This is a genomic window from Streptomyces sp. NPDC098781, assembly GCF_044759995.1.
Lineage (GTDB): Bacteria > Actinomycetota > Actinomycetes > Streptomycetales > Streptomycetaceae > Streptomyces.
Genome location: NZ_JBIWAK010000002.1, coordinates 1247001 through 1269697 on the forward strand (window position 1 = coordinate 1247001; position 22697 = coordinate 1269697).

General features: G+C 66.2%; 17 protein-coding genes, 1 tRNA gene and 1 pseudogene. 7 read left to right on the forward strand and 12 right to left on the reverse strand.

The genetic code is table 11. From position 1 onward, the window contains the following. Positions 1-4: 4 nt before the first annotated feature. Positions 5-418, forward strand: a complete 414-nt coding sequence (locus tag ACIQWG_RS11620) for a globin (RefSeq protein ID WP_404093351.1) — start codon at positions 5-7, stop codon at positions 416-418. A 15-nt stretch (positions 419-433) separates the two neighbouring features. On the opposite strand, the gene ACIQWG_RS11625 is transcribed toward ACIQWG_RS11620, so the two are convergent. From ACIQWG_RS11625 to ettA, 3 genes are read right to left on the reverse strand one after another with little or no spacing between them, the layout of a single operon-like run. Then, positions 434-1126: a hypothetical protein gene (locus ACIQWG_RS11625; protein WP_404093353.1), complete on the reverse strand. Its 693-nt coding sequence runs from the start codon at positions 1124-1126 to the stop codon at positions 434-436. Beyond that, positions 1123-1551, reverse strand: coding sequence for an acyl-CoA thioesterase (locus ACIQWG_RS11630; protein WP_404093356.1), 429 nt, complete (start codon positions 1549-1551; stop codon positions 1123-1125). The genes ACIQWG_RS11625 and ACIQWG_RS11630 overlap by 4 nt, the downstream gene beginning before the upstream one ends. A 6-nt stretch (positions 1552-1557) precedes the next feature. After that, positions 1558-3222 carry an energy-dependent translational throttle protein EttA gene (gene ettA / locus ACIQWG_RS11635; protein WP_404093358.1) on the reverse strand — a complete coding sequence of 555 codons (1665 nt, stop codon included), beginning with the start codon at positions 3220-3222 and terminating at the stop codon, positions 1558-1560. Positions 3223-3645: 423 nt separating this feature from the next. Here ettA and ACIQWG_RS11640 point away from each other — a divergent pair, with 423 nt between their 5' ends. Together ACIQWG_RS11640 and ACIQWG_RS11645 are read left to right on the forward strand one after the other, a co-directional pair. Further along, positions 3646-4119, forward strand: a complete 474-nt coding sequence (locus ACIQWG_RS11640) for a hypothetical protein (RefSeq protein WP_404093361.1) — start codon at positions 3646-3648, stop codon at positions 4117-4119. A 406-nt stretch (positions 4120-4525) separates the two neighbouring features. Beyond that, entirely contained in the window at positions 4526-4819 is a 294-nt protein-coding gene (locus tag ACIQWG_RS11645) for a hypothetical protein (RefSeq protein ID WP_404093365.1), read from the forward strand. 290 nt (positions 4820-5109) lie between these two features. Here ACIQWG_RS11645 and ACIQWG_RS11650 read toward each other — a convergent pair whose 3' ends face one another. From ACIQWG_RS11650 to ACIQWG_RS11665, 4 genes are all read right to left on the reverse strand, one after another. Beyond that, positions 5110-6546, reverse strand: a complete 1437-nt coding sequence (locus ACIQWG_RS11650) for a Cys-Gln thioester bond-forming surface protein (protein ID WP_404093368.1) — start codon at positions 6544-6546, stop codon at positions 5110-5112. Positions 6547-6806: 260 nt separating this feature from the next. Then, positions 6807-7271, reverse strand: coding sequence for a single-stranded DNA-binding protein (locus ACIQWG_RS11655; protein WP_404093371.1), 465 nt, complete (start codon positions 7269-7271; stop codon positions 6807-6809). A gap of 263 nt (positions 7272-7534) precedes the next feature. Further along, a complete protein-coding gene (locus ACIQWG_RS11660) occupies positions 7535-9991 on the reverse strand; it encodes a GTPase (RefSeq protein ID WP_404093373.1) in 2457 nt (818 codons plus the stop codon). Between the two features lie 3 nt (positions 9992-9994). Next, positions 9995-11602 carry a dynamin family protein gene (locus ACIQWG_RS11665; RefSeq protein ID WP_404093376.1) on the reverse strand — a complete coding sequence of 536 codons (1608 nt, stop codon included), beginning with the start codon at positions 11600-11602 and terminating at the stop codon, positions 9995-9997. A 320-nt stretch (positions 11603-11922) separates the two neighbouring features. On the opposite strand from ACIQWG_RS11665, the gene ACIQWG_RS11670 reads away from it, so the two are divergent. Then, a tRNA-Arg gene (locus ACIQWG_RS11670) sits at positions 11923-11995 on the forward strand. Between the two features lie 178 nt (positions 11996-12173). Here ACIQWG_RS11670 and ACIQWG_RS11675 read toward each other — a convergent pair. The 3 genes and pseudogenes from ACIQWG_RS11675 to ACIQWG_RS11685 form a co-directional block, all read right to left on the reverse strand. Beyond that, positions 12174-13574 (reverse strand): site-specific integrase, encoded by a 1401-nt coding sequence (locus ACIQWG_RS11675; protein ID WP_404093378.1) that lies wholly within the window; start codon positions 13572-13574, stop codon positions 12174-12176. Then, a complete protein-coding gene (locus ACIQWG_RS11680) occupies positions 13574-13771 on the reverse strand; it encodes a helix-turn-helix transcriptional regulator (RefSeq protein WP_404093381.1) in 198 nt (65 codons plus the stop codon). The genes ACIQWG_RS11675 and ACIQWG_RS11680 overlap by 1 nt, the downstream gene beginning before the upstream one ends. Continuing rightward, positions 13768-13947 (reverse strand): annotated as a pseudogene (locus ACIQWG_RS11685) (replication initiation protein); the annotation flags it as partial. The gene ACIQWG_RS11680 and the pseudogene ACIQWG_RS11685, both read right to left, overlap by 4 nt. 157 nt (positions 13948-14104) lie before the next feature. Here ACIQWG_RS11685 and ACIQWG_RS11690 point away from each other — a divergent pair. The 3 genes from ACIQWG_RS11690 to ACIQWG_RS11700 all read left to right on the forward strand — a co-directional run bounded on the left by ACIQWG_RS11690 (position 14105) and on the right by ACIQWG_RS11700 (position 18491). Continuing rightward, positions 14105-15325: an STAS-like domain-containing protein gene (locus ACIQWG_RS11690; RefSeq protein ID WP_404093384.1), complete on the forward strand. Its 1221-nt coding sequence runs from the start codon at positions 14105-14107 to the stop codon at positions 15323-15325. 526 nt (positions 15326-15851) lie between these two features. Beyond that, the gene (locus ACIQWG_RS11695; protein ID WP_404093387.1) at positions 15852-17390 is read left to right on the forward strand and encodes an Eco57I restriction-modification methylase domain-containing protein; all 1539 of its coding nucleotides are present in this window, start codon (positions 15852-15854) and stop codon (positions 17388-17390) included. A 93-nt stretch (positions 17391-17483) separates the two neighbouring features. Next, complete coding sequence (locus ACIQWG_RS11700; RefSeq protein ID WP_404093389.1) at positions 17484-18491, forward strand: BsuBI/PstI family type II restriction endonuclease; 1008 nt, start codon at positions 17484-17486, stop codon at positions 18489-18491. A 137-nt stretch (positions 18492-18628) separates the two neighbouring features. Here ACIQWG_RS11700 and ACIQWG_RS11705 read toward each other — a convergent pair whose 3' ends face one another. Then, the gene (locus tag ACIQWG_RS11705) at positions 18629-19060 is read right to left on the reverse strand and encodes a hypothetical protein (protein ID WP_404093392.1); all 432 of its coding nucleotides are present in this window, start codon (positions 19058-19060) and stop codon (positions 18629-18631) included. 1082 nt (positions 19061-20142) lie between these two features. After that, on the reverse strand, positions 20143-22503 hold the full coding sequence (locus ACIQWG_RS11710; protein ID WP_404093394.1) for a hypothetical protein: 2361 nt from the start codon (positions 22501-22503) through the stop codon (positions 20143-20145). Positions 22504-22697: the final 194 nt, after the last annotated feature.

Consider the following 22697-nt stretch of genomic DNA (forward strand, 5'->3'; position numbering starts at 1 on the left):
GAGCATGGAGGGCGTGAATGAGATTCGGCGCGGCACGTTGCAGGAGCAGACCTTCTATGAGCAGGTCGGCGGGGAGGAGACCTTCCGCCGCCTGGTCCACCGCTTCTACCAGGGTGTCGCGGAGGACCCGCTGCTGAAGCCCATGTACCCGGAGGAGGACCTGGGCCCGGCCGAGGAGCGCCTGACGCTGTTCCTGATCCAGTACTGGGGCGGCCCCACCACGTACAGCGAGAACCGCGGCCACCCCCGTCTGCGCATGCGCCACGCCCCCTTCACCGTCGACCGCGCGGCGCACGACGCCTGGCTGAAGCACATGCGGGTCGCCGTCGACGAGCTCGCTCTCTCCGAGGAGCACGAGCGGACGCTGTGGAACTACCTGACGTACGCGGCGGCGTCGATGGTGAACACGGCGGGCTGAGCCGGCCGACCGCGGTCAGCGGACGCTGACGTCCAGCGCTCCGAGGCCCGCCCTGCGCACGGCGATCGATCCGTAGGGCGTACGCAGCCGGAGCCACGCTCCCGACGAGAAGAGGCCGAGCGGCGCGTCGTCCGACGGGTGCGCGTCGCCCCGGCCGCGCAGGAAGCCCAGCGACTGGGCGGCGTGCACGGCCCGCACCGGGAGCCGGGTGTCCGCGACCGTGCGCGACCAGATCTCCCGTCCGATCCGGTCGAGTTCGCTCCGGGTACGCCGCTCGGGCGCCAACTCCCCGGTACGGGACCGGAATTCCGCGACCGCCGTGCCGACCATGGCACGCAGTTCGCGCGGCGCCGGCAGCCCCGTCTCGCGCCGCCAGCCGCCGCGCGGCGGAAGCACACCTGCCCACGGCGGACCGGTGACCGGGGCCGGGACGACGGCGGTCGCCGCCGACTCGTCGACGGACTCCAGCAGTTCACCGGCGGAGACGGTCGCGTCCAGAGTGACGTCCAGGCCGTTCTCGTACGGCTTCGCCAGTCGAACCGCGCGGATCGCCAGCACCTCGAAGGACGGCGGTCGCCCGAAGACGGCGAGCGCGGTGCCCGCCGCCTGGAGACGCACCGCGGCCCCACGGTCGTAGTGCAGCAGCCGGGAGAGGAAGGCCGCGAGGTCCGCCGCCTCCCCCTCGTCGGCGAGGTGGAGCACCGTCATGCGGCGACGGCCTCCTCCTGTTCGGTCCCGTCGGGTTGGTCGTCCATGTACTCCCGGAGGAACTCCTTCTCCTCCGCGGTGATCCGGCGCGGCCGCTCCGCCTCGAAGTCGAACGGCACGACCACCGTCGAGGCACGGACGTAGACCAGGTCGTCGTCCTTCACCTCGTAGCTGATGGTGAAGGACGCGGCCCGGATCTCACTGACCCACAGCTCGATGTCCACCGGGTGGTGCCGGTGGACGAGCTGCCTCTTGTAGTCGATCTCGTGGCGCGCCACCACCGACCCCTGCTTGAAGTCCTTCTCCGGACGGAACAGGAAGTCGATACGGGCTTCCTCCAGGTAGCGGACGAAGACGGCGTTGTTGACGTGTCCGTACGCGTCCATGTCCGACCAGCGCAGGGGGCAGCGATAGATGTGGCGCAAGTTCGATCAGCCCCGGGTCAGCTTCTTGTAGGTGGCACGGTGCGGACGGGCGGCGTCCGCTCCGAGCCGCTCGATCTTGTTCTTCTCGTACGACTCGAAGTTGCCCTCGAACCAGAACCACTTGGAGTCACCCTCGTAGGCGAGGATGTGGGTGGCGACCCGGTCCAGGAACCACCGGTCGTGGGAGACGACCACGGCGCAGCCCGGGAAGTCGAGCAGCGCGTTCTCCAGGCTGCTGAGGGTCTCCACGTCGAGGTCGTTGGTCGGCTCGTCGAGGAGCAGCAGGTTGCCGCCCTGCTTGAGGGTGAGCGCGAGGTTCAGCCGGTTGCGCTCACCACCGGAGAGCACGCCGGCCGGCTTCTGCTGGTCGGGACCCTTGAACCCGAAGGCGGAGACGTACGCGCGCGACGGCATCTCGACCTGGCCGACGTTGATGTAGTCGAGCTCGTCGCTCACTACGGCCCAGAGGGTCTTCTTCGGGTCGATGTTCTCGCGGCTCTGGTCGACGTACGAGATCTTGACCGTGTCGCCGACCTTGATGGACCCGGAGTCGGGCGTCTCGAGCCCCTGGATCATCTTGAAGAGCGTGGTCTTGCCGGCACCGTTCGGGCCGATGACGCCGACGATCCCGTTACGCGGCAGCGTGAAGGACAGGTCGTCGATCAGCACCTTCTCCCCGAAGGCCTTGTTGAGGTTGTTGACCTCGACGACGATGCTGCCGAGCCGCGGGCCCGGCGGGATCTGGATCTCCTCGAAGTCCAGCTTCCGCATCTTCTCGGCCTCGGCGGCCATCTCCTCGTAGCGGGCCAGACGCGCCTTGGACTTGGCCTGCCGCCCCTTGGCGTTGGAGCGAACCCATTCGAGCTCCTCCTTCAGCCGCTTAGCCCGCTTGGCGTCCTTCTGCCCCTCGACCTTCAGACGGGTCTGCTTGGTCTCCAGGTACGTGGAGTAGTTGCCCTCGTACGGGTAGGCGCGACCGCGGTCGAGCTCGAGGATCCACTCGGCGACGTTGTCGAGGAAGTACCGGTCGTGAGTGATCGCGACCACGGTGCCCGCGTACTTGGCGAGGTGCTGCTCCAGCCAGTTCACGGACTCGGCGTCGAGGTGGTTGGTGGGCTCGTCGAGGAGCAGCAGGTCAGGGGCTTCCAGCAGCAGCTTGCACAGCGCGACGCGGCGCTTCTCACCACCGGAGAGGTTGACGACCGGCCAGTCGCCGGGAGGGCACCCGAGGGCGTCCATGGCCTGCTCGAGCTGGGCGTCGAGGTCCCAGGCGTTGGAGTGGTCGAGGTCCTCCTGGAGCTTGCCCATCTCCTCGAGCAGCGCGTCGGAGTAGTCGGTGGCCATCAGCTCGGCGATCTCGTTGAACCGGTCGAGCTTGCCCTTGACCTCGGCGACACCCTCCTGGACGTTCTCCAGGACGGTCTTGTCGTCGTTCAGCTTGGGCTCCTGCATCAGGATCCCCACGCTGTACCCGGGCGACAGGAACGCGTCACCGTTCGACGGCTGCTCAAGCCCCGCCATGATCTTCAGAACGGTCGACTTACCGGCACCGTTCGGGCCGACGACGCCGATCTTCGCTCCGGGGAGGAAGTTCAGGGTGACGTCGTCGAGGATCACCTTGTCGCCGTGCGCTTTGCGCGCCTTGCGCATGGTGTAAATGAACTCAGCCAAGAGAAACCGTCCGGCAGCTTGAAATCAGGCAGTGGGCAGATACACCCCATCTTGCCGGATCGCCACCCCTCGGGGGAAACGCGTATCACTGAGCGGCCCTGACCTGGGGTTTCCCGGTCGGCGACTCCGCCTCGACCAGTCCGCTCGCCGCCGGTCGCCCTCGCACGGCCCAGGGACGGCCCGTGCCGTGTCCGGGGGCGCTCACTCGAGAGGCTGGGCTGCTAGCCGTAGTTGCTCGCTGTGGAGCCAGGCGGCACGCCTCGGGGGGATGGCCCTGCACCGCGCTCCGCCGTCCCCCGCCAGCCATCAATCCTCACTGCCGTCACTGCCGCCCACACCGCTCACCTACACGATTGGTAGGTCACTGTCCTGAATCTTCCAGAGGAACCATGACATCAGCTTCACCAGTGGCACGGTTCCGGCATGACATGGACGGCCCTCGCGCCACTCATCGGTGTCTTGCTCGGCGGGATCGTGTCGTGGCTGGCTCAGTACGCCTTGGGGCGCGCGTCGGAGCGTGCCGAGGTGCGGCGAAATGTTCGTGAGTGCGCCGAAGCGCGTCGTAGTGAACGCCTCACCCACCTCATCGATTTCCTGTCGGCAGTACAGGAAGCCGAACGGGTCGCCGTCGACCACTATCAGCACCACCTGGCCGACGAGCAATGGCAAGCACGGGCCAGACAGACCGTGGACAGGATGTGGGTGGCGCAGAAGACGATCCACATGCTCTGCGCGTCCGAGATAAACGAGGCTGCACGTCGGCTCGCGTTCGCCGTTCAGAACGTGATCAGAGAGGGTCCCAGTGATCCGGGAGAGCCCCAAGACGAGAAGATCTGGGCGCACATACGTCCAAGTCGACGGGAGTTCCTCGACGTCGTACGCGACCAGCTGCGCTGAGAGTAGCCACGGCACGGGGAGGGTCGCGCTTCCGCCTGTCGCGAGTCCGAGCAGCACTCATGCGACCGAGCGTCCGAGGCGCTTCTCCGAGTAGCCGCACCTGCCTCACCCTCCTGCCCCAGGACTCCTCTCCGGCTCCCACCCCGGTGCCGGCCGATCCCGGCCCAAGCCGCTTGGCGCGGCCCCTCATCGGCAGGAAAACCGCTGGTGAGCCACCACGCGGGCCACGCTCCCCCCGCCACCCCCAGCCACCCCCGGCCGACTTGGGCGGGCCAACGTCGGACACGAACGACGCAAATGCCCGGCGCGCCGCAAGGACATGTCTGGATTTTTCACATTAACCTCTCGTAACTGTACGAAGTCGATCTCCCACAGATCGCACCCACCTCACTCCATCGGAGATGACATGCACAAGCTTCAGAGGGCTGCCGTCGTGGTCGTCGCCCTTGGCAGCGTCGGCCTGCTGAGCACCGGCACCGCCACGGCCCAGGGCCTCGACGGGCACGGCGGCAAGGGCGGGGACAAGGTCAGCGTCTTGCAGAGCTCCAACTGCAAGTCGCACGACCTGAACGTCGATGTCCTGGGCAACGTCGGCATCCTCAACGGCGCGCTCGCAAACGCGCTCAACGGCGAGGGCCACCCCGCTGCGCAGAACACGCACCTCGGTTCGACCATGGGCTGCGACAACAGCGCCTTCTGAGCCGCGGCTCAGAAACGGGGATTCCGGCCACGTCTCATGCCGTGACGATCACGGCATGAGACGTGGGGCGGTGCGCGGGTGGTGTGCCCAGGCGAGACCTACCGGTGGAGTACGGGCCGCGACGGGCGGCCCATGGGTTGTTCCGCCGACACAGCGCACCGAGGCCTGCCGTGCCGCACCGGGGACCCTGGCAGATCAGGGCCCGATCCGTTTTCGTGGATCGGGCCCTGATCTGCGTTTTGCGGTGTCTATCGGCTTTCCGCGGTAAGCGGAGCGCGGAGCACCGCTCCCTACTTCTGCGCCGCCGCTTCCCTCTTCCGCACGACGACCAGGGCTGCGCCGCCGAGCACGACCAGGCCGATGGCGATGCCCGCGATCAGCGGGGTCATCGTGGAGCCGCCGGTCGCCGCCAGGTTGGTGTCGTCGGACACGGCGCCGACGGTCGCGGGGCTCGGCTCGCTCAGGGTCTGGGTGACGGTGCCGGCCTGTTCGGCCTCGCCGGCCTGCGTCATGCAGTCCAGCACACCGGTGAACCGCTTCTGGAAGCCGCCCGGCCCCTCGATGGTGAAGTCGTAGGCCTGGTCCTCCTGGAGCGGGACCGTCACCGTGCGCGAGGCGCCCGCCGGAATGCTGTACTCGATGCCGAGCAGTTCGAAGGTGAACGGCTCGTCGCCCTCGTTGGCGGCGGTGATGTCGACGCCGCCCTTGTCGCAGTTCTCCCTCGCGGACAGCGCGGGTATCGCGCCGGTCTCCGCCCAGCTCGCACTCGCCGTCGCCGAGACCGTCGACTCACTGGAGCCGGCCAGGATCTGCGTCTGACTGCGGCTCTCGGCGGCGAAGGCGCGCCCGACCGGCACGGTCGTCGAGGCCTGCACGGTCAGCTCGGCCTGGCCGTCCGGGGCGTCCTCGGGCACGTCGAAGAACACCTGGCCGCCGTCCGCGGCGGTCGTGACGGGCTTGCCCTCCCGGTCCACGATCCGCACCCCGCTGGTGGCGGCGTCCGCGGGCGGGGTCAGCGTCACGCTGTCCGCGTTGGTGTGCACGGTCACCGGACCGAGCCGCTCACCGGCGTGGCCGGAGAGCGCGGGCGGGTCCAACGTCAGCGACGCCTGCGGCTCGGCGACGTCCCGCGCGCTCTTCTCCAGGTAGTCCGCGAGCTTCTCCGCCTGTGGGTCGACGGCATCGACCCGCACGCCGTCCGAGTAGCGCCAGATGGCCACCTGGGTGCCGGCTGCCGCGTCCTGCTCCGTGAGGCCGCCCTTGAAACCGGCCTTCTCGGCCAGCGCGGCGAGGTCGTTCACCTGCGGGTAGGAGTTCTCCAGGATCCAGCGGATCCGGCCCGCGTCCTTGTTGGCGCCGAGCGAGGTGCCGCTCCAGGGCGTCTCGTGGTACTTGGCGTCGCGCTGGGTGGGGTTGTGGATGTCGACGCAGTAGGTCTGGAGCATGCCGCCGCCGTCGACGGACATCTCGAACAGGCCGGCCGAGATCTCCAGGTCGCCGGTGTCGGCGTGGACGACCGCGGCGCCGTACGTCTTCAGGCCACCTATGGTGGCGGTCGCCCCGCCCTGGCTCGGCGCTGTCTCGGCGGCCTCGGGCGCGGCCGCGGCCGTACCGGCACCCGCCAGCACAGTGGCGGCGACCAGCCCGGACGCCAGGGTGGCGGCGGCGAGGCGTGCCGCCCCTCGCCCACGCGCCGACAGCGCCGACGCTGAGAACGCAGCAAACACAGAATTCCCCTTCGAGCAGGACCCGTTGACGTGGGGGACGGTCCCACCAGCAGCTTCTTGAAGCCCCGAGAGCTATGCCCGGCATCCTAGGGAGGCGGCACGGCGCGCTTCCCCGTGATCCGGTCGGAGGGCCGATCCGACTCGGAATCGTTATCGCCAAGATCCCTTACGAGCAGGGCTTATCGACAAATCCACCAGGGTCGTTCGGTACGCATTCGTCGATAAGCCGCAGTTCGGTCAGCCCTCACCAGTGACTGACGTCACGTCACTGCCACTGCTTCCAGGGCCGGTTGACTGTCCGTGTCAGCGGGTGGCGTCTCCCAGTCGGGCTCGGGCTGCGCGGGTGCCGCGGTCGGCACCGCCTCCGGCCTCGCCGCCCGGCGGAAGGCCGATGTGCCGCGCGCGAGGTCATGACCGATCGCCAGCGCGTCGATGTCCGCCGACGTCCAGCTCTGCCCCTCCCGCACGTCCGAGCGCACCTTGAGCCTGCCCTGCACGACGACCGGATCGCCCACGTTCAGCGACGCGGCAGCGTTCGTGGCGAGCTGGCGATTGGCCCACACCGTGAAGAAGTTGGTGTGTCCGTCGGTCCACTCGTTCTTCCCCCGGTCCAGATAGCGCGAGGTCACCGCCAGCCGGAAGCGGGCGGACGGTCCCGTCGCCAACTCCCGGAACACCGGTTGGGTCGCCACGTTTCCCACCGCACAGATGATCGTCTCGTTCATCTCGAACCCCTCCCTGGCCCGGCCGCTCCCGCCGGGCGGATACGCGTACGGGCCCGTCCCGTACGGCTGCGTCCGACATGACGGCCACACACCCGGACATCTCCGGTGTGCCGCCGTCACCGCGTCGACCGCGTCCGTCGCGATCGCCGCGAAGCCAGACTGCCTCCGTCGGGCCGAGCCCGCAGAGCCCTGTGGACCACCGCCCGCCTGTGGATATCTCCGCCACTCACACGAGTGACCCCAGGCCCCGACGGTGCCTCAGCTCACCTCCCCGAGGCCCCCACCCCCATCACTCGCCCGTACTGCTCCCGAACCTCCCGGTACCGCAGCAACTCGGCCGCCAAGGGATCCAGCACCCGAGCCCGCCCACACCCGGCCGCCGCCTCCCGAAGTCGTCGTTCCGCATCCGTGCCGTACCGTCGGGCCGGCCCCCGTGCCGCCATCCGGCAGCCCCATTCGACCAGCGGCCCCCCGACGATGCCCGCCGCCATCAGCAGCACCGGCACGCCCAGGTTGGGCTCCATGACCCCGATGATCTGGGCCACCAGCCAGAGCCCGCCGACGATCTGAAGGATCGTCATGGAGGCCTGCACCAGGACGGCCGCCGGCCACCAGCCCGGCCGGGGCGGCCGCCCCGGCGGCAGTCCGGCCCGCGCGGCCAGCTCGTCCAGCGCCTCCGGCAACCCCTGCGCCCCTCGTACGGCCGCCTCGCGCACCGCCTGCGCCCACGGCGAGGGCAGCCCGGCCGACGCCTGGTCGGCCACCGTCCGTACCGCCTGCTCCACGCGCTGGCGCGCGGTGGCCTCCTCGTCCGTCTGGGTGCGCAGCGACAGCCGTCCCGTCGGCGGTTCGCTCCGGTCCTGGTACCAGCGGTACAGCCGCAGCCAGGGCGTCCCGCACGCGCGGTTGGCGTTGCGCAACCAGGCCCGCTCGGCGGCCTCGCCCGCCGCGGTAGCGCCGATGGCGTCCGCGAGCCGGGCGGAGAACTCGTCCCGCGCCTCCTCGCTCAGCCCGGTCCGCCGCCGCGCGGCGTACACCGGCCTGAGCCCCATCCCCGCGGCATCCACGTCGGCCGAGATCCGGCGCGCCGCCGCGCCGCGTTCCGCCACGAACTCGCCCAGCGCCTCGCGCAGTTCGCCGACGCCGTCCCCGGTGAGCGCGGACAGCGCGAGCACGACCGCGCCCGGCTCGCCGTGCTCGCCGAGCGCGATGCCGTCCTCGTCGAGCAGCCGCCGCAGGTCGTCGAGGACCTGGTCGGTGGCCTCCCCGGGCAGCCGGTCGGTCTGGTTGAGGACGACGAACATGATCTCGGCGTGCCCCGCCATGGGCCTCAGATAGCGCTCGTGCAGCATCGCGTCGGCGTACTTCTCCGGGTCGACGACCCAGATGACCGCGTCCACGAGCGCCAGCACCCGGTCGACCTGCTCCCGGTGCTGCACGGCCGCCGAGTCGTGGTCGGGCAGATCGACCAGGACGAGCCCGCGCAACTGCCCGTCCGAGGCGGCGTTCTGCGCGGGACGCCGTCGCAGCCGGGGCGGGATGCCGAGCCGGTCGATGAGACCCGCCGCACCGTCACTCCAGCTGCACGCGAGCGGCGAGGCGGTCGTCGGCCGCCGTACGCCCGTCTCCGAGATGGTGACCCCGGCGAGGGCGTTGAACAGCTGTGACTTGCCGCTGCCCGTGGCACCCGCGATGGCGACGACCGTGTGCTGCCCGGAGAGCCTGCGCCGCGCCGCCGCCTCGTCGAGCACCCGCCCGGCCTCGCCGAGCGTCTTGCCGTCGAGCCGGGTGCGCGAGAGCCCGACCAGCTCCCGCAACGCGTCCAGCCGCGACCGCAACGCCCCGTCGTACGCGAGCGGCGCCGCCACCTGGGGCGCCGAGGACGCCCTCGGCTCCACGACGGGGGGCGGCTCGGCGGCGGCACTGTCGTTCACCCGCCGAGCGATCAGACCGTCGTCCCAGGGGGTCGTGGACTCGGTGCCGGAGGAGGGGGAGTCCTTCCGGGGGTTTGCGCCCGCGCGCGAGGACGACTCCGGGCGGGAGGACGACTCGGGCCGTGGCGTGGACTCTTGACCGGAGTTGGACTCCGTACGGGAGGTCGACTCGGTACGGGAGGAGGGTGCCGTACGGCCGGAAGGCGTCGCACGGCCGGAAGGCGCGGTACGACTGGAAGGAGCCGTACGACCGGAAGGCGCCGGACGTCGAGAGGGGCCGTCGCTCTCCTTGTCGCCGCCGGGGTCGGGGACGCTCCCGCGCGCGGGCGTGGCGCCGTCTCCCTCGTCCCCCTTGGCCGCCTTGCCGGCCCCGCCCTCCTGGGACCTCTTGTCGTCCTTACGACCGCCAGGGTCGGGCACGCTCGCGCGCGCGGGTGAGTCACCGTCACCCGGACGGTTGGCGGCCGGGTCGGGGGCGTCTGCGCGCGCGGGCGGGTCGCCGACACCGGTGGGCGTCTCCCCCTGCGCCTGGCCGTCGATCACCCGGCTCTCCCGCTTGGCCAGCTTCTTCCAGAGCGTGCGCTTGTCCGGCTCGTCGGCGGTCACGGAGTTCTCACTCTCGCCGGGCTGCTCACCGGGCGCGCGGTCGTCGGCCGAAGAAGGGCCGTTCTCGGCGGGGCCCGGCACAGGGATGTCTTTCACGCGATCGTCGTCCTTGCTGACGCGGCCGTCCTCCTGCTGCTGATCGGCGTGTTCCGTGTGGTCCTGGTCAGTGACGGCGGTCACCGGTCACCTCTCCTTCTGCAGTACGGACAGCGCGGCGATGAGTTCGGCCTGGGGGTCGGGGTGGACCTCCAGGGCGTCGAGCGGGGCCAGCCGCCGCTCGCGTTCGTTGTGCATGACCCGGTCCAGGTGCTCGTTGAGCAGCCGGCCGGCCCGGTCGCGCAGCCGCAGCGCCCCGTGGGCGCCGATCCGCTCGGCGAGCCCCTCCCCCGCCGACCGCGCCCGGCGGCTGCCCAGCAGGGCGGTGGCGACGAGGGCGGTGACGACCTCGGAGTCCGGGGCGACGCTGCGGTCGAGGTAGCTCACCTCGTCCTCGGCGTACTCCTCCAGCTCGCGCCGCCAGCGCCGTACCGCCATGCCGATGCGGTGTTCGAGGCTGGCCGGCTTCGGGTCGGGATCCGTCAGTTCCGGGGCGGCGGCGGCCGGTTCGCGCCGCCAGGCGTCGTCGACGCGCTCGTCGGCGGCGGTGACGGCGCACAGCAGGAGGGTGCTCAGGCTCTCCACCAGCGAGTCGAGGAGCTCGCCGGCGGAGCAGTCGAGCGGGAAGGCACGCCAGCGCTTCAGGGCGTCACCGGCGAGTACGGCACCGGCCTGGAGCCGGGCACGCACGCGTGCGTACTCGCTGTCGTAGGCGCTGTCGACGGCGGCGGTGAGCCGTAGGGCCGCCGCGTACTGGGCGGCCGCCGCGGCGGCGAGCTCCGGCATGCGGGCCTTGAGGGAGTCGAGGAGGCCGTAGGCCGTACGGGCCATGGCCTGTTCGCGGGCCGTGGGTTCCTGCGCCTGATGAACGAGCCAGGTGCGCAGCGGAGCCACCGCGGTGGCCGGCAGCAGCCCGCCGCCCCAGGCCGACTCGGGCAGCTCGGGCACGGTGAAGCGGGGTACGTCGCCGAGGCCGGCCTTGGTCAGGAGGGCGCCGTACTGCCGCGAGACCTCGGAGACGACCTGGTGCGGCACCCGGTCCAGGACGGTCACCAGGGTGGCGTCGTACTCCTTGGCGGTGCGCAGCAGGTGCCAGGGGACGGCGTCGGCGTACCGGGCGGCCGTCGTGACCATGATCCAGATGTCGGCCGCGCAGATCAACTGGGCGGCGAGGGCGCGGTTGTCCGCGACGAGGGAGTCGATGTCGGGCGCGTCGAGGAGGGCGAGTCCGGCCGGCAGGGTGTCGGCGGTCTCGATCCGCAGCACGCGCGCGGCGTCCTCGCCGGGGAGCATCAGCTCCTCGCCCGGGTCCTGTTCCGGTACCCACACGCGCGTGAGGTCGGGCAGTACACGCATCCCGCTGAACCAATGATGGTCCTCCGGATGGCAGACCAGCACCGGGTTCCGCGTCGTCGGTCGCAGTACGCCCGCCTCCGTCACGCGCCGACCCACGAGAGAGTTGACGAGCGTCGACTTGCCGGCGCCGGTGGATCCTCCCACCACGGCCAGCAAGGGCGCTTCGGGCTCTTTCAGGCGGGGCACCAAATAGTCGTCGAGCTGCGCGAGCAGTTCGTCGCGGTTGGCACGCGCGCGTGGCGCCCCCGCCAGGGGCAGCGGGAAGCGTGCGGCCGCGACACGGTCGCGCAGGGCGGTTAGTGCGTCGAGCAGCTGAGGCCGTACGTCCAAGGTCACCACATGCGAAGAATGCCCAATTTTAGGGGAATTCTGAAGCATATGAGCATGTCTGCGCGCCGATAGGACACAAGGGACGGAAGGGGCGACTGGGACACGGGCACAGTCCAGGCATAACGAGTGCACAACACCCGGGGCGGGAGAGCCCAAAAGCGGTGCACGATTCGTACCTGCCTGCGATTATCAGGACCGCTTCACCGAACCTCCACATCGAGCCACGGAGGCGAAGCAGCAGGGACACGGACGCGGGAGCCCTATCCTTGTCCCCGGCAACGTCACGGATCGGCCCACACCCGGGCACCACGAACGAGGCCACACAACCGGCCCCCGTAGCTCAGTGGATAGAGCAGGCGCCTTCTAAGCGCTTGGCCGCAGGTTCGAGTCCTGCCGGGGGCGCCCAGTCTCCGCCCTCCTTCGGGAGGGCGTTTTTGCTGTTCAGAGCACATGCCGGCTGTTACGGCGAAGCCCCGGGCGCCCCCTTTATGATCAAGGGCAGACTCCGGGGCTGTCCGGATGTCACCGGGTTTTCGCGGGTGGCTGTGTCGAATACGTGTCGAAGTTCCGGGCCTCGGTGTCAGCCGGGGGACGGCCGCTCGGGGAGATCTCCGGCAGCTTCGAGCCGCCTCTTCAGGTCGGGCAGCTGGCCCTCGATGCATCGGGCGTAGGTCGCCAGGAGCACGGCAACGCTGTTCCCAGCCCAGTCGACCACCTGGGCAGGCGGGATCCCATCGTTCAGCCACTTCGTCAGGCGCGTGTTCCGGTTGTCGTAGACGCGTCGTCCAGTGGGTGAGTCGAAGACGTGCGGGGGCAGGACGGCCTTGCGCGCGCTGCACCACGCCCTGCGGATGACGGAGCCGGCGAGGATGCCGCCCGACTCGCCTTGATACAGCAGGTCACCTGGCTTGAGCTGCTCGTCCTCGATGTGCTGCCGCAGGATGCGGGTCAGGGCGGGATGCCCAGGCACGGTGCGCGTCTCGCCCTCCGCGCGGCCTTTCAGGTCCCGTTGCTCATGAATCTCCCCCGTGTCTGTCCACTGCTTTCCGACCTCCGAAGTCGCCGTGTGGATCAGCAGCTCACACCACTGGTCCTCGGCAACGGGCTCGGGCAGGACCACGTCCTCCACGCGAACGGCTACGGCCTCCTCGGGCCGGGGCCGCAGCCGCAGTAGTACAGCGCAGCGAAGATGGCGTGGAGCCGCGGGCCACCACGCGGCCGGCGGCCCTATCCAGTCGAGGATCGCCGCCGCCTGCTCCGGGTTCAGCAAGGACCGTTTGTCCACGGCGTTCGTGGTCTTTACGGCGGCCGTCGATTCCTTGCCCTTGGGAAGCGGGTTGGTCCGCAGGATGCGCCGCCGGCTCGCGTACTTCATGGCGACGTTGAGGATCCGGCGGTTGCGCTTACGGGACCAGGCCGCCGCTGGCTTGCCGTCGAGGCGGGTGTCGATGGCGTGCAGGATTTGGTCGACCTTCTCCGGGTCCTCCCAGGCTGAGACGGGAAGAGAGTTCCGCTCCACCCATCGGAGGATGGCTGCCACGTCTCGGGGTGCGTTGGGGCGACGATTCGTGTTGAACGCCCACTCACGGAGAGCGGTGCGCACGGCCGCAGGCGCGAACTGGGTGGGCTTGGCTCGCAGCAAGGCGACGGTGGTCGCGGTCAGGGTCTTGGCGATGATCTTACGGCTGTTGCCGCCGAGTTGAGACCAACGGGCGTCCACGCACTCGACGGCGAACTTGTACCAACTCATGGCCGCTGACTTGGAGCGGTGGGACACCGGCAGGCCGGTGGCGATGACGAACGCCTCGCCCTTGCCGGTGGCCCGGATGAGTTCGAAGCGGAAGCCTTCGGCAAGCGTGACGGTGTCGAAGGGCTCGCGCCAGCGCTTCCCCGCGACAACCCAACGCACGGTGTACGTGGTCTTCCGGGCGCCCTTGTAAGTGAGGATCTTGTAGACCTTCACGTCGTAGGTCGTCTCCATCAGGCGGCGTCCTCACGATCGTCGAGCCAGTGATCGAGGTCCGTCCGCCGGATCCTGAGGTCGCCGTTCGGAAGCTTGATGCAGCGCGGTGCACGACGCTTGGCACGCCAGTCGTAGAAGGTCGAGCGGGAGACGGCCAGTTCCTCACAGACCTCCGCGAGGGTGAGCATGGCGCGTGACCGGATGACCGTGGTCATTCCGTGCTCCCTTCGGTCAGGAGGGCGTCGCGGGCGGTCTCGCGGTTGGTCTGGAGATCGCGAGCGATGGTCGCGGCGAGGGCGGCTTCGCCCGGTGTGTGGCCGTGGCCGGCGTACTGCCAGTCCGTCAGCACAAGGACGGTGTCCGGCTCGCGGTCGTCGAGGCCGAGGACGGATGCCGGGCAGGTCCACAGACTGCCCGACGCGCCGGAAGCTTACGGGGCCATGATCACTCGCGCCAAAGCAGCTCCCGGCCAAAGTCGCTCCGCCGACCTAGCAAGATCAACGCGCAGGAATCTGCACCTCAGGAAGATCTTCGAATATCATACGTCCATGTCGCCGAGCCTTTCCTACACCATCCGCTCCATGTCCGGACCGTCGGATTCCAATGCTTTCATTTCCGCGAGCCGACGAGCAATAAGGATGGGAGGACTCAATCTTGACCTGGGGGCGACTCAACGCATCTATCCCAACGGGGCAGTACCAATGGCGGCAGCGCTGGAGTACTTCCGCGCGGATGGCCTTCGAGTGACCACCAGCCGAATCAACTCCGCCGTCGCAGGCACCAAGTTTTTGCACCCACTGCCAGCCACACGAGAAAATATCGAAAATCACCCGGTGGGCAATATTGTATGGAAATACAACGAGGAGCAGTCTACCGGCCTGTGCAACGCTTTTATCGAAATGCTCGAAGAAAATGCTCGTTGCGAAACGGGCGTCATCGAGTCTCTTAATTGGTGTCTCTTTGAAGTGCTGGACAATGTCTTTCAGCACAGTAAGTCACCGTTCGGGTACGCAATGATGCAGATTCACGCGAAACGCCGCTGGTGCACCGTAGCGGTCGCAGATTGCGGCATCGGTATCCATCGATCCTTCCTAGAGAATAACGTATACGCGGCAAAGAACGCATATGAAGCCATCATGCTCGCTGTGCAAGAGAAGGTGACTAGCAAGACCAAAAATATGGGGAACGGGCTATACGGACTGATGCGCGTCGTAGGACTCAACAAAGGGGAGCTTCAGATCAGATCAGGTAGGGGGTGGCTTGAATACAGGGACGGAGAGATTAAGGGAAACTACTCCATGTCAATTCCACTTGTCGACTTGAATGACCATCACGGAACTACAGTCGACTGGCAACTCGACCTCAGCAAGAGAGTTAATCTTGCCGAGGCGCTCAACTTTCCTGAACCTAACCTACTCCTCGAGCGCGTAGAGGACGAAACTGGAGAACACTGCCTTCACGTTGCGGACTTTGAAGACGGTTTGGGCACTCGCCGTTCAGCGGAGCAAATCCGCAACAGGCTCGCGAACTTGCTGAGCCTGGGAGCTCAACGGTTGACGCTCGATTTCGCCGGAGTCAACGTAGTCTCATCCAGCTTTGCCGATGAAGTACTCGGGAAACTCGCCCTAGAATTGGGGATCGTAACGTTCATGAGTCGGTTCGAGCTGCGGGGTATGACACCTACCGTGTCCGCCATCGTTAACCGTGCGATCTCGCAGCGGATCGCGGAGGGAGATGACCGAACCCCCGGACAAGGTGGTCGGTTCTGAAGGAAGACCTGGTCGTCAGTGACTTGTGCTTCACGTACCCCCGTGGGGGCGACAACACTGCCATCCAATCTGAGTACCAGCGGCGCAGATGAGAGACGACCGAACCTTCCACGACGCATACCTTGGCCGTGGGGGACGAGTCCTTTCGTCTCACTAGTGGTCAGGCAGAACGTAAGCGATTCCTCCGCCCGTGACCAAGCTCGAACTCGTTGTCGAGGCACCCTCAAGGGCGACAACCGTTCGGAGAGAAGAAGAGGTGAACTCCGAGCGGGAGGGCAGGATCGCGCGTCGGCGCGCGCGGGCTGGCCCCTGGCGCACGATCTCCCTGCGTCCTCAGCACCGGGGCCAGCTCCCGGAGCCCGCAGGGGTGACAGCCCATGAGTAGAAAGCTGGACACGGAGTCCGTCGATCAAGACATGCCTCAGTCGGGGCCCTCCGGACCGGAGCTCACGGCGGGAGAAGAGGGGGTGCGCCTCTGTCTCCCTAACACGTCGGCCGCGGCAAGCCGCGTGAGTAAGCTGCTGGCATGGCAACAGCGGTAGCGGCAGCAACTTCGGCACTCGTGAGTCGCACGGAGGAGCGTCGACTGGCATCGTCTGACGCGCTCGACACGAAGGAGCGTGGGAAGCTCGGACAGTTCTTCACCCCTGCCCCGGCCGCCGACTTCATCTCCGCGCTGGCAACCCTTCCCGACGCACATGAGCTACGCGTCCTCGACCCCGGAGCAGGCGCGGGCTCCCTTACTGCCTCCCTCGTTGCCCGCATCGTGCGTGAGCGCCCTGGGACCCGCATCCACGTAACAGCGTGCGAGATCGACCCGAACCTGCATGCCACCTTGGCAGCCACGCTCGAAGACTGTGTCAAGACCGCCCAATCCCACGGGGCGCACGTGGAAGTAGACCTGATCCAGGGCGACTTCATTGCGTGGGCAGGCGAGCCAGGAGAAATGCTCGAACAGCAGCGCGAGCTATTCGATATCGTGATCATGAATCCGCCCTACAAGAAGCTCGCCGCCAGTTCCCGGGAACGTAAGATTGTAGGATCTGTATGCACAGAGACTTCTAATCTGTATACAGCCTTCATGGCCTTGGGCGTGCATTTGCTCGCGCCAGGCGGTCAGTTGCTGGCAATTACGCCTCGAAGCTTTGCGAATGGGCCATACTTCAAACCTTTTCGCCAATACTTTCTGAATCGCATGCACCTCGATCGTGTGCACATTTTTGAAGCTCGAAATAAGGTCTTCGCCGACACATCTGTACTACAAGAGAATGTCATCTTCTCGGCCACACGTAGTGATGCGACTGACCGGCGGCCAGTCACGGTGTCGACGAGTATCAGCTACAGCGACGACCTGCGTCAGCGAACGGTCCCCTATGTTGAGATGGTCCACCCGGATGATCATGAATTTTTCATTCACATCAGTGCTGACGAAGAAGATACTGAGCTAGCAGCCCGACTTGCGAGTCTCCCAGCGTCGATGCCGAGTTTGGGATTGCAAGTATCCACAGGACGTGTCGTTGACTTTCGAAGCAAAGAGCATCTGAGGCCTGATGAGGTCGAAGGGGCTGTACCACTGATTTACCCGTTGCATATGCGGGAAGGCGCCATTCATTGGCCTGTCCCAGGGGCAAAGAAGAACAACGCCATCATGCTCACGGACGCGACTCGGAAGTTGACATTTCCCTCGGGGCACTACGTGGTCGTCAAGCGACTCTCTTCCAAAGAAGAAAAGCGCCGAGTCATTGCAGCGGTGTTCGACCCGGAAGAAATTCCTTGCACTAACATTGGGTTCGAGAATCACGTCAACGTATTCCATTGCAGTGGATCCGGCCTTCCCAAGCAAATTGCGCGAGGCCTTTGCCTTTGGCTGAACTCCACACTTCTGGACCAATTCATCCGGCGCTTTAACGGTCACACACAGGTCAATGCCACCGATTTGAGAAATCTCCGTTACCCAAGCCTAGAGCAGCTTGAGGCCTTGGGACAAGCTTGGCCTCAGGGCGTATGGCTCGCACAACAGAAGATCGACGACCTTATTGAGCAGTATCTCCAAGCGTCGGCCTGATTAGGGCGCTGGCATCACCCAGACGCGCGTTTCGTGAGACTTTCTAGTACTGTAATTGCACTCTTAAGCAGGGCATCTGGGGAGGGCCGGCGAGTGACAAAGTTGCTGCAAGAGCAGAAAGTCAATGAAGCGAGGGTGATCCTTGCAGCTATTGGAATGCCTTCCAAGCAACAGAATCGTCGCACCGCGCTCGTGCTACTTGCAATGTGCAATCTTGCCCCAGACCAGGAGTGGTCGGAAGTTAGTGCCAATACGCTTGGAATCAGCAAGTGCATGGACTGGATGGCAGACCACTACCCCGATATCAGGAAGGGGAAGGAGGATCCGACCAGGTACAAGCCAAATAGCCGCGAGTCGATCCGCAAGTACTCGGTGCGTCAATTGGTCTCAGCCGGCGTTCTGATCCAAAATTCAGACGATCCCGGTAGGTCCACAAACGATCAAAACAACCGTTATCACCCAAGCGACCTGGCACTAAAGACGCTCGCAACGTTCGGAACCAGCGACTGGGACGCTGCACTTACGGAGTTTCATGACGTCTGCGGAAGCTTGAGCGAGAAGTGGGCGGCCGAACGTGAACGCCGCGAAGTCCCCTTGGTAATGCCAGGTATTGACTCCGCGGAGACACTACGCCTCTCGATGAGCCCAGGCGACCATAGCGAGCTTATTCAAGCTGTGGCGTACAGATTTGGACCACAGTTCACCCCGGGCGGTACCGTCGTGTACTTGGGCGACACCGGAGACAAATGGATCATTAACAAGTCCGAGTACTTGAAAAAACTCGGCGTCACCGTAAACCCTCACGGCAAGATGCCAGACGTGGTGATCCACTACACGGAGAAGAATTGGCTTGTTCTCGTTGAGGCGGTAACTTCTACGGGCCCAGTGGACGGACAGCGACTCGGGGACCTGAAGGAACTGTTCCAGGGAGCTGAACCAGGGCTGGTTTTTGTTACAGCTTTCCAGACGAAGACTAAATTTCGATCTTTCGCAGCCGACATCGCTTGGGAGACCGAGGTATGGGTCGAGGAAGACGACACGCACATGATCCACTTTAACGGTGAACGCTTCCTTGGTCCGTATCCGGATGCATTGGGCTGACTGGGCGTAGCGCGGCCCGCCACGCGGCATCCTGGTTCGTGACCTATTCGTGGACAGGGTAGGCCAGTCGGAGCTCCGTTGCGTAGGCTGACCAGCAAGTACCATCGGAACCTATGCGCCCTCCGGAGCCGCGTGCACTATCCGAGGATCCGTGTTGGGAACGAGCGACGAGAGATCAAAGGCAGCTGCCCGTTGGGCCCCGAGATCCTGAGCTGCCTGCCCTGCTGAGCTGAGACCTTGATGGTAGAAGCGGCGCTAACAGTCAGTGTGATGAGTTGCGACAGTTCTTCCCTGGTGATGCCCGTGACCACCTCGTTGCCGCACACAAGAACAGCGAAGACGAAGGATGCCGCCTCGGAAGTAATTCTCTCCTTGTCTTCACGAGAGAACGTGAAGAAGTAGTCTCCAGGCCCCTTGCCGTCGTTGTACTTGATGAACAAGTGGCGATCATGGTTCACCACATAGTGTCCGTACTTCACACTCGCGCGATTGAGTGCCGTGAACATCTCCGAGTCGGCGATCGCGACCAAGGCCGCACCATGCATGAAGTCCTTGTGATCAATCACCATTTCCCCCTTCGAGCGGTCACAGACGATGGCCGGAGGCTTGGGCGCCCGAGATCGCCCTAGCGTATCGATCAGCTGATCGCTGAGCCGGAGGTTTGGAGGAGATCCTGCGTGCGGTGCTACCAGCCGGAGACGTCCGTGCCAGGCCCGTGCCAGAGCGTGCGGGGAACCACGTGGAACACCGGGGAACCAGCCGACCACCCACCAGGCTGCCGGGACCCTTGTTCCCAGGTCAGCACGGCAGTCCAGGCCAGAGAACCCAAGCTTCCCAAGCTGAGGGCGCTGGCCTCGATGCCGGCGCCCCGTTCAGTTGATGACCAGGCCCGTGATGCCGAAGACGAGCGTGAGGACGAAGCAGATCAGGCTCACTGCCGTTGCAAGGCGCGGAACCTCCTGTGTGCGACGGAAGTTGGACATGACGCCGTTAGACCAACAGGAGCAGATCGCGACGATTACGGCTGGGACGAACAGCGGTGTTCCGTGACACACAGATGCGGCCCCCACAGCCAACCCAATGAGAACGATCAGCACTTTCCCCCCTGCATCTGCGGCGGCTCCCCAACCCCGCGTGGTGGGCACAGAGTAGAGAAGTACCGGGGAGTAGTGACTGGCTTCTGGCAGACGTTCGCGAGATCGAGTTCGTCCGGGCCGTCTCTAGGCCGTCCGAGGCCGCTCGACAGTGCCAACGATGACCAGCGACGACCACTCGGCCGCTCATGAACACCGCTCTGAGTAGCGAAAACGCAGATCGCCAAGATCCCCGACAAGTCCCAGGGCAAGAGGACATATCTTGGCTCCCCCCGTGCAGCGGCCGCGTGCGCGACAGCGAAACGTAGTCATTCTCCAATGGCTACCTTGCTGGGGTGACTTCGGGCGCCTCCTCACACTGGGCCCGGGCGGCACACCGGATGGCGCCCATCTCCACCTGGAAGAGAGAACAGAATCGAAGAGGTCGCACGCAGGACCTCCAGCGCTTCCTCGATCTCCTTAGAAGAGGCAGCCAGCGGAGCGGCCATTTGCCGCCAGACTGGGGGCAAATCGCTGGCACCTTGTCTGACACGAGAGCATTTGGCTAACCCTTGTTGTCACGGGCCAGGATCTCGGGGGGCTGTGGCCGCGGGCTGGTCTGTCGGGTTCTCTGCCGGTGGGGCGCTACCCGGCGCAACCCAGACGCCGACCATAGCGGTTGCCATAGCTGTAGCCGCAGCCACGAGGACGGTGGTCGCTGGCACCGCCATGGCCGAGAGCGTCTTAAAGTTCCGGATCTGTCCCCATCGCAGGCCTGCAGCGCGTACCAAACGGGCCTCCCAGTACAGGCCCAGAACGAGGAACACAGCGAGACAGTTACCTGTGGTCAGCAGGAGAGCGACACCGAAGGCGCCCGGTTTCAAGCCCTGGTAGAGCAGTTGAGTCAGTTCGGTTGTGAGGACGACGGCGAGCAGGCACATAGCCTTGCCCAGGGGCGTGCCGCCGCGCAGCCAGGAGTAGGCGTACCCGTAGACGAAGCCGTACAGCGGCCAGCGCAGCGAATAGGCCCACGCCTGGACCGTGTTGTCCACCTGGGAGGTCACGCTAAGCAGAGGAGGCAGCGTGTAGCAGAGCCACGGCAGGCTACAGACGGTGAGGAGAACGGCACCCGACACCCCGTTTCGCCAGGCGTCGCGTCCCCCGGAGCTGCCAAGGGCGGCAAGCCGCAGTGCCACGGAGTGCTGAGGCGCCGTGCCTCGGGCGCCGAGCGCACCGAGCTTCCTCCACCGCATGCTCCACTCGCGAGCAGTAAGCTCCCCTTCGGCAAGAGCCGTACGTGAGGCAGCAAGAAATTCCCGCCGGCTGGCTTCGAGAGTCTGGTCCTTCAGCAGGGCGTGCATGCGGTGGTTGTGGGCGCGCGATGGAACGGCGTGCAGTCGTGCAGCACGCAATTCGGCTGACTGTGGCAGCAGAACGGCGAATCCGACGGCAGCGATAGCCACCGAAAGGTAGCGACCAGATCGCTGCACGTCGTCCTCGCCGAAGTATGTGAAGTCGTACTGGGCCACGGCCGTAGCCACTGCCAAAGTGCCGAGCCCCGAAGCGACGGCGCGGAGGTGCGGAGGCCACTTCCCGCCCGTACACGCGTGGCGCGATAGATACAGCAGTGCGCAGGAGACAAGCACGGTCTGCATCGTCAAGAGGGGTCGGTTAGCCGCAACGTTGGCGCCCACCCCGAAGGACAGCCACGAGCCGTCCTCCAGTCGAATCCAGCTGTGAGCCCCGTTGCCGAACTCCGCGCCGACGGCGAGCAGGTACCACACCGTTCCGACGAGCACGGACGCGGTCCACCAACGCCAGCCGAACGCCATCAGTACAGGCCACAACAGTGCGGCCCAGCCCCAGGAGAGAGCGCCCGCCACGAGACTGTTCGCCCAGGCGCCGTCAGCGTAGTTGGGCAGACCCATTCCCGGAACAACGGACATGAACACCACCCATACTCCCATCGCGACCGTAGCTGCCCAGCGTCGTCCGATCGGCCCCAGAACCCCGAGATTCAAAACCAGCGCTACCAGTGCCGTGACGACGGCTCCAACGCTGATGGGCAGCAAGGGCGCGGCCGTCCGGCCAGTCACCGCGAGAACGAGTGCCGGTATGAGAGGAACAACACCCGGTATAAGCGATAGAGGGAGCAACTGCCGCAGCTGGGGTGGGCGTACTGTCGCGGCCCGAATCACGAACGCCCCAAGCAGGAAAGGCAGAAGCACCCACCACCACGCCACCAGCGGCGTACCGCTACCTGCGTACTCCCACCAGGGCGCCTCGACTTCTCCGGTACTCGCGAGCGCAAATGCGAGCGTCGCGGTCGTCAGCACACCGCTGGCGACCGCCGCCGCAGTCCAGCGTGCCCGAGTCGCATTCGGCGCCCAGCGTCGCAGGAAGGGCAGAACCCAGCAGCAGGTCACGGCCGTCACAGCAGCCAGAAGCGTGCCAGCCTCACGCCAGACAGACCTGTAACTCTGCGCAGCCTCGGCAATTACCTCCAAATCGCCGAGCTTAGATGTCTTTGCGGTGGTTCCCAGAGTCACTCGAACCAGACCTCGGGCGGGAATAAGCAGTTCGGCGCGGTGGGCCGACTGGCTAAGCACAGTTGCGCCCTCGACAGCGAGGATAGGGCGCTGGGGCGTGTCGACTGTGAGCGTCCACCGGTCATAGAGACTGCTCTTCCCCAGCCATCCCTTCTTCACGTTGGCGTACAGATGCGTCGCTTCGCCGGTGCAGTCGGCTCCGCTTCCCACCCATGTCTCCTTCGAGACTTCGAGGGCATACACGTTCGCCGACGGTCCCGCCTGCTCAAGGCGGTCGTCGTCCGCATCGGTGTCAAAATCGTCCGCCGGACAGCCATCACCACCCACAAGGAGTTCCAGGGGTAGCCACTGGTCCAGGTCCTCTTGGTCGCGGCGGAAGTCCACGACCATCGGATCTTCGTATCCCAATGCCAGCTTGTGCTTCGCGGTGGCCTCCCAACGGGCCGTCTCAAGTCCGGGCACTGGCCTGATCCGAAGCGTCGTACTTCCAGTCCGGCTGCTCGGTTTGTTCGCGCGATACCACCGGGCCAGCTTGGCCCGCGTGTCCGGCTCATCATCCGGCGCAATCTTGCTGTCCGACTCGG

What these genes read in the sequence shown, in the direction of transcription:
- ACIQWG_RS11620 (WP_404093351.1), top strand. Translation starts at nt 5, where the DNA reads ATGGAGGGCGTGAATGAGATTCGGCGCGGCACGTTGCAGGAGCAGACC.
- ACIQWG_RS11625 (WP_404093353.1), bottom strand. Translation starts at nt 1,126, where the DNA reads ATGACGGTGCTCCACCTCGCCGACGAGGGGGAGGCGGCGGACCTCGCG.
- ACIQWG_RS11640 (WP_404093361.1), top strand. Translation starts at nt 3,646, where the DNA reads ATGACATGGACGGCCCTCGCGCCACTCATCGGTGTCTTGCTCGGCGGG.
- ACIQWG_RS11645 (WP_404093365.1), top strand. Translation starts at nt 4,526, where the DNA reads ATGCACAAGCTTCAGAGGGCTGCCGTCGTGGTCGTCGCCCTTGGCAGC.
- ACIQWG_RS11655 (WP_404093371.1), bottom strand. Translation starts at nt 7,271, where the DNA reads ATGAACGAGACGATCATCTGTGCGGTGGGAAACGTGGCGACCCAACCG.
- ACIQWG_RS11675 (WP_404093378.1), bottom strand. Translation starts at nt 13,574, where the DNA reads ATGGAGACGACCTACGACGTGAAGGTCTACAAGATCCTCACTTACAAG.
- ACIQWG_RS11680 (WP_404093381.1), bottom strand. Translation starts at nt 13,771, where the DNA reads ATGACCACGGTCATCCGGTCACGCGCCATGCTCACCCTCGCGGAGGTC.
- ACIQWG_RS11690 (WP_404093384.1), top strand. Translation starts at nt 14,105, where the DNA reads ATGTCGCCGAGCCTTTCCTACACCATCCGCTCCATGTCCGGACCGTCG.
- ACIQWG_RS11695 (WP_404093387.1), top strand. Translation starts at nt 15,852, where the DNA reads ATGGCAACAGCGGTAGCGGCAGCAACTTCGGCACTCGTGAGTCGCACG.
- ACIQWG_RS11705 (WP_404093392.1), bottom strand. Translation starts at nt 19,060, where the DNA reads ATGGTGATTGATCACAAGGACTTCATGCATGGTGCGGCCTTGGTCGCG.
- ACIQWG_RS11710 (WP_404093394.1), bottom strand. Translation starts at nt 22,503, where the DNA reads ATGGTCGTGGACTTCCGCCGCGACCAAGAGGACCTGGACCAGTGGCTA.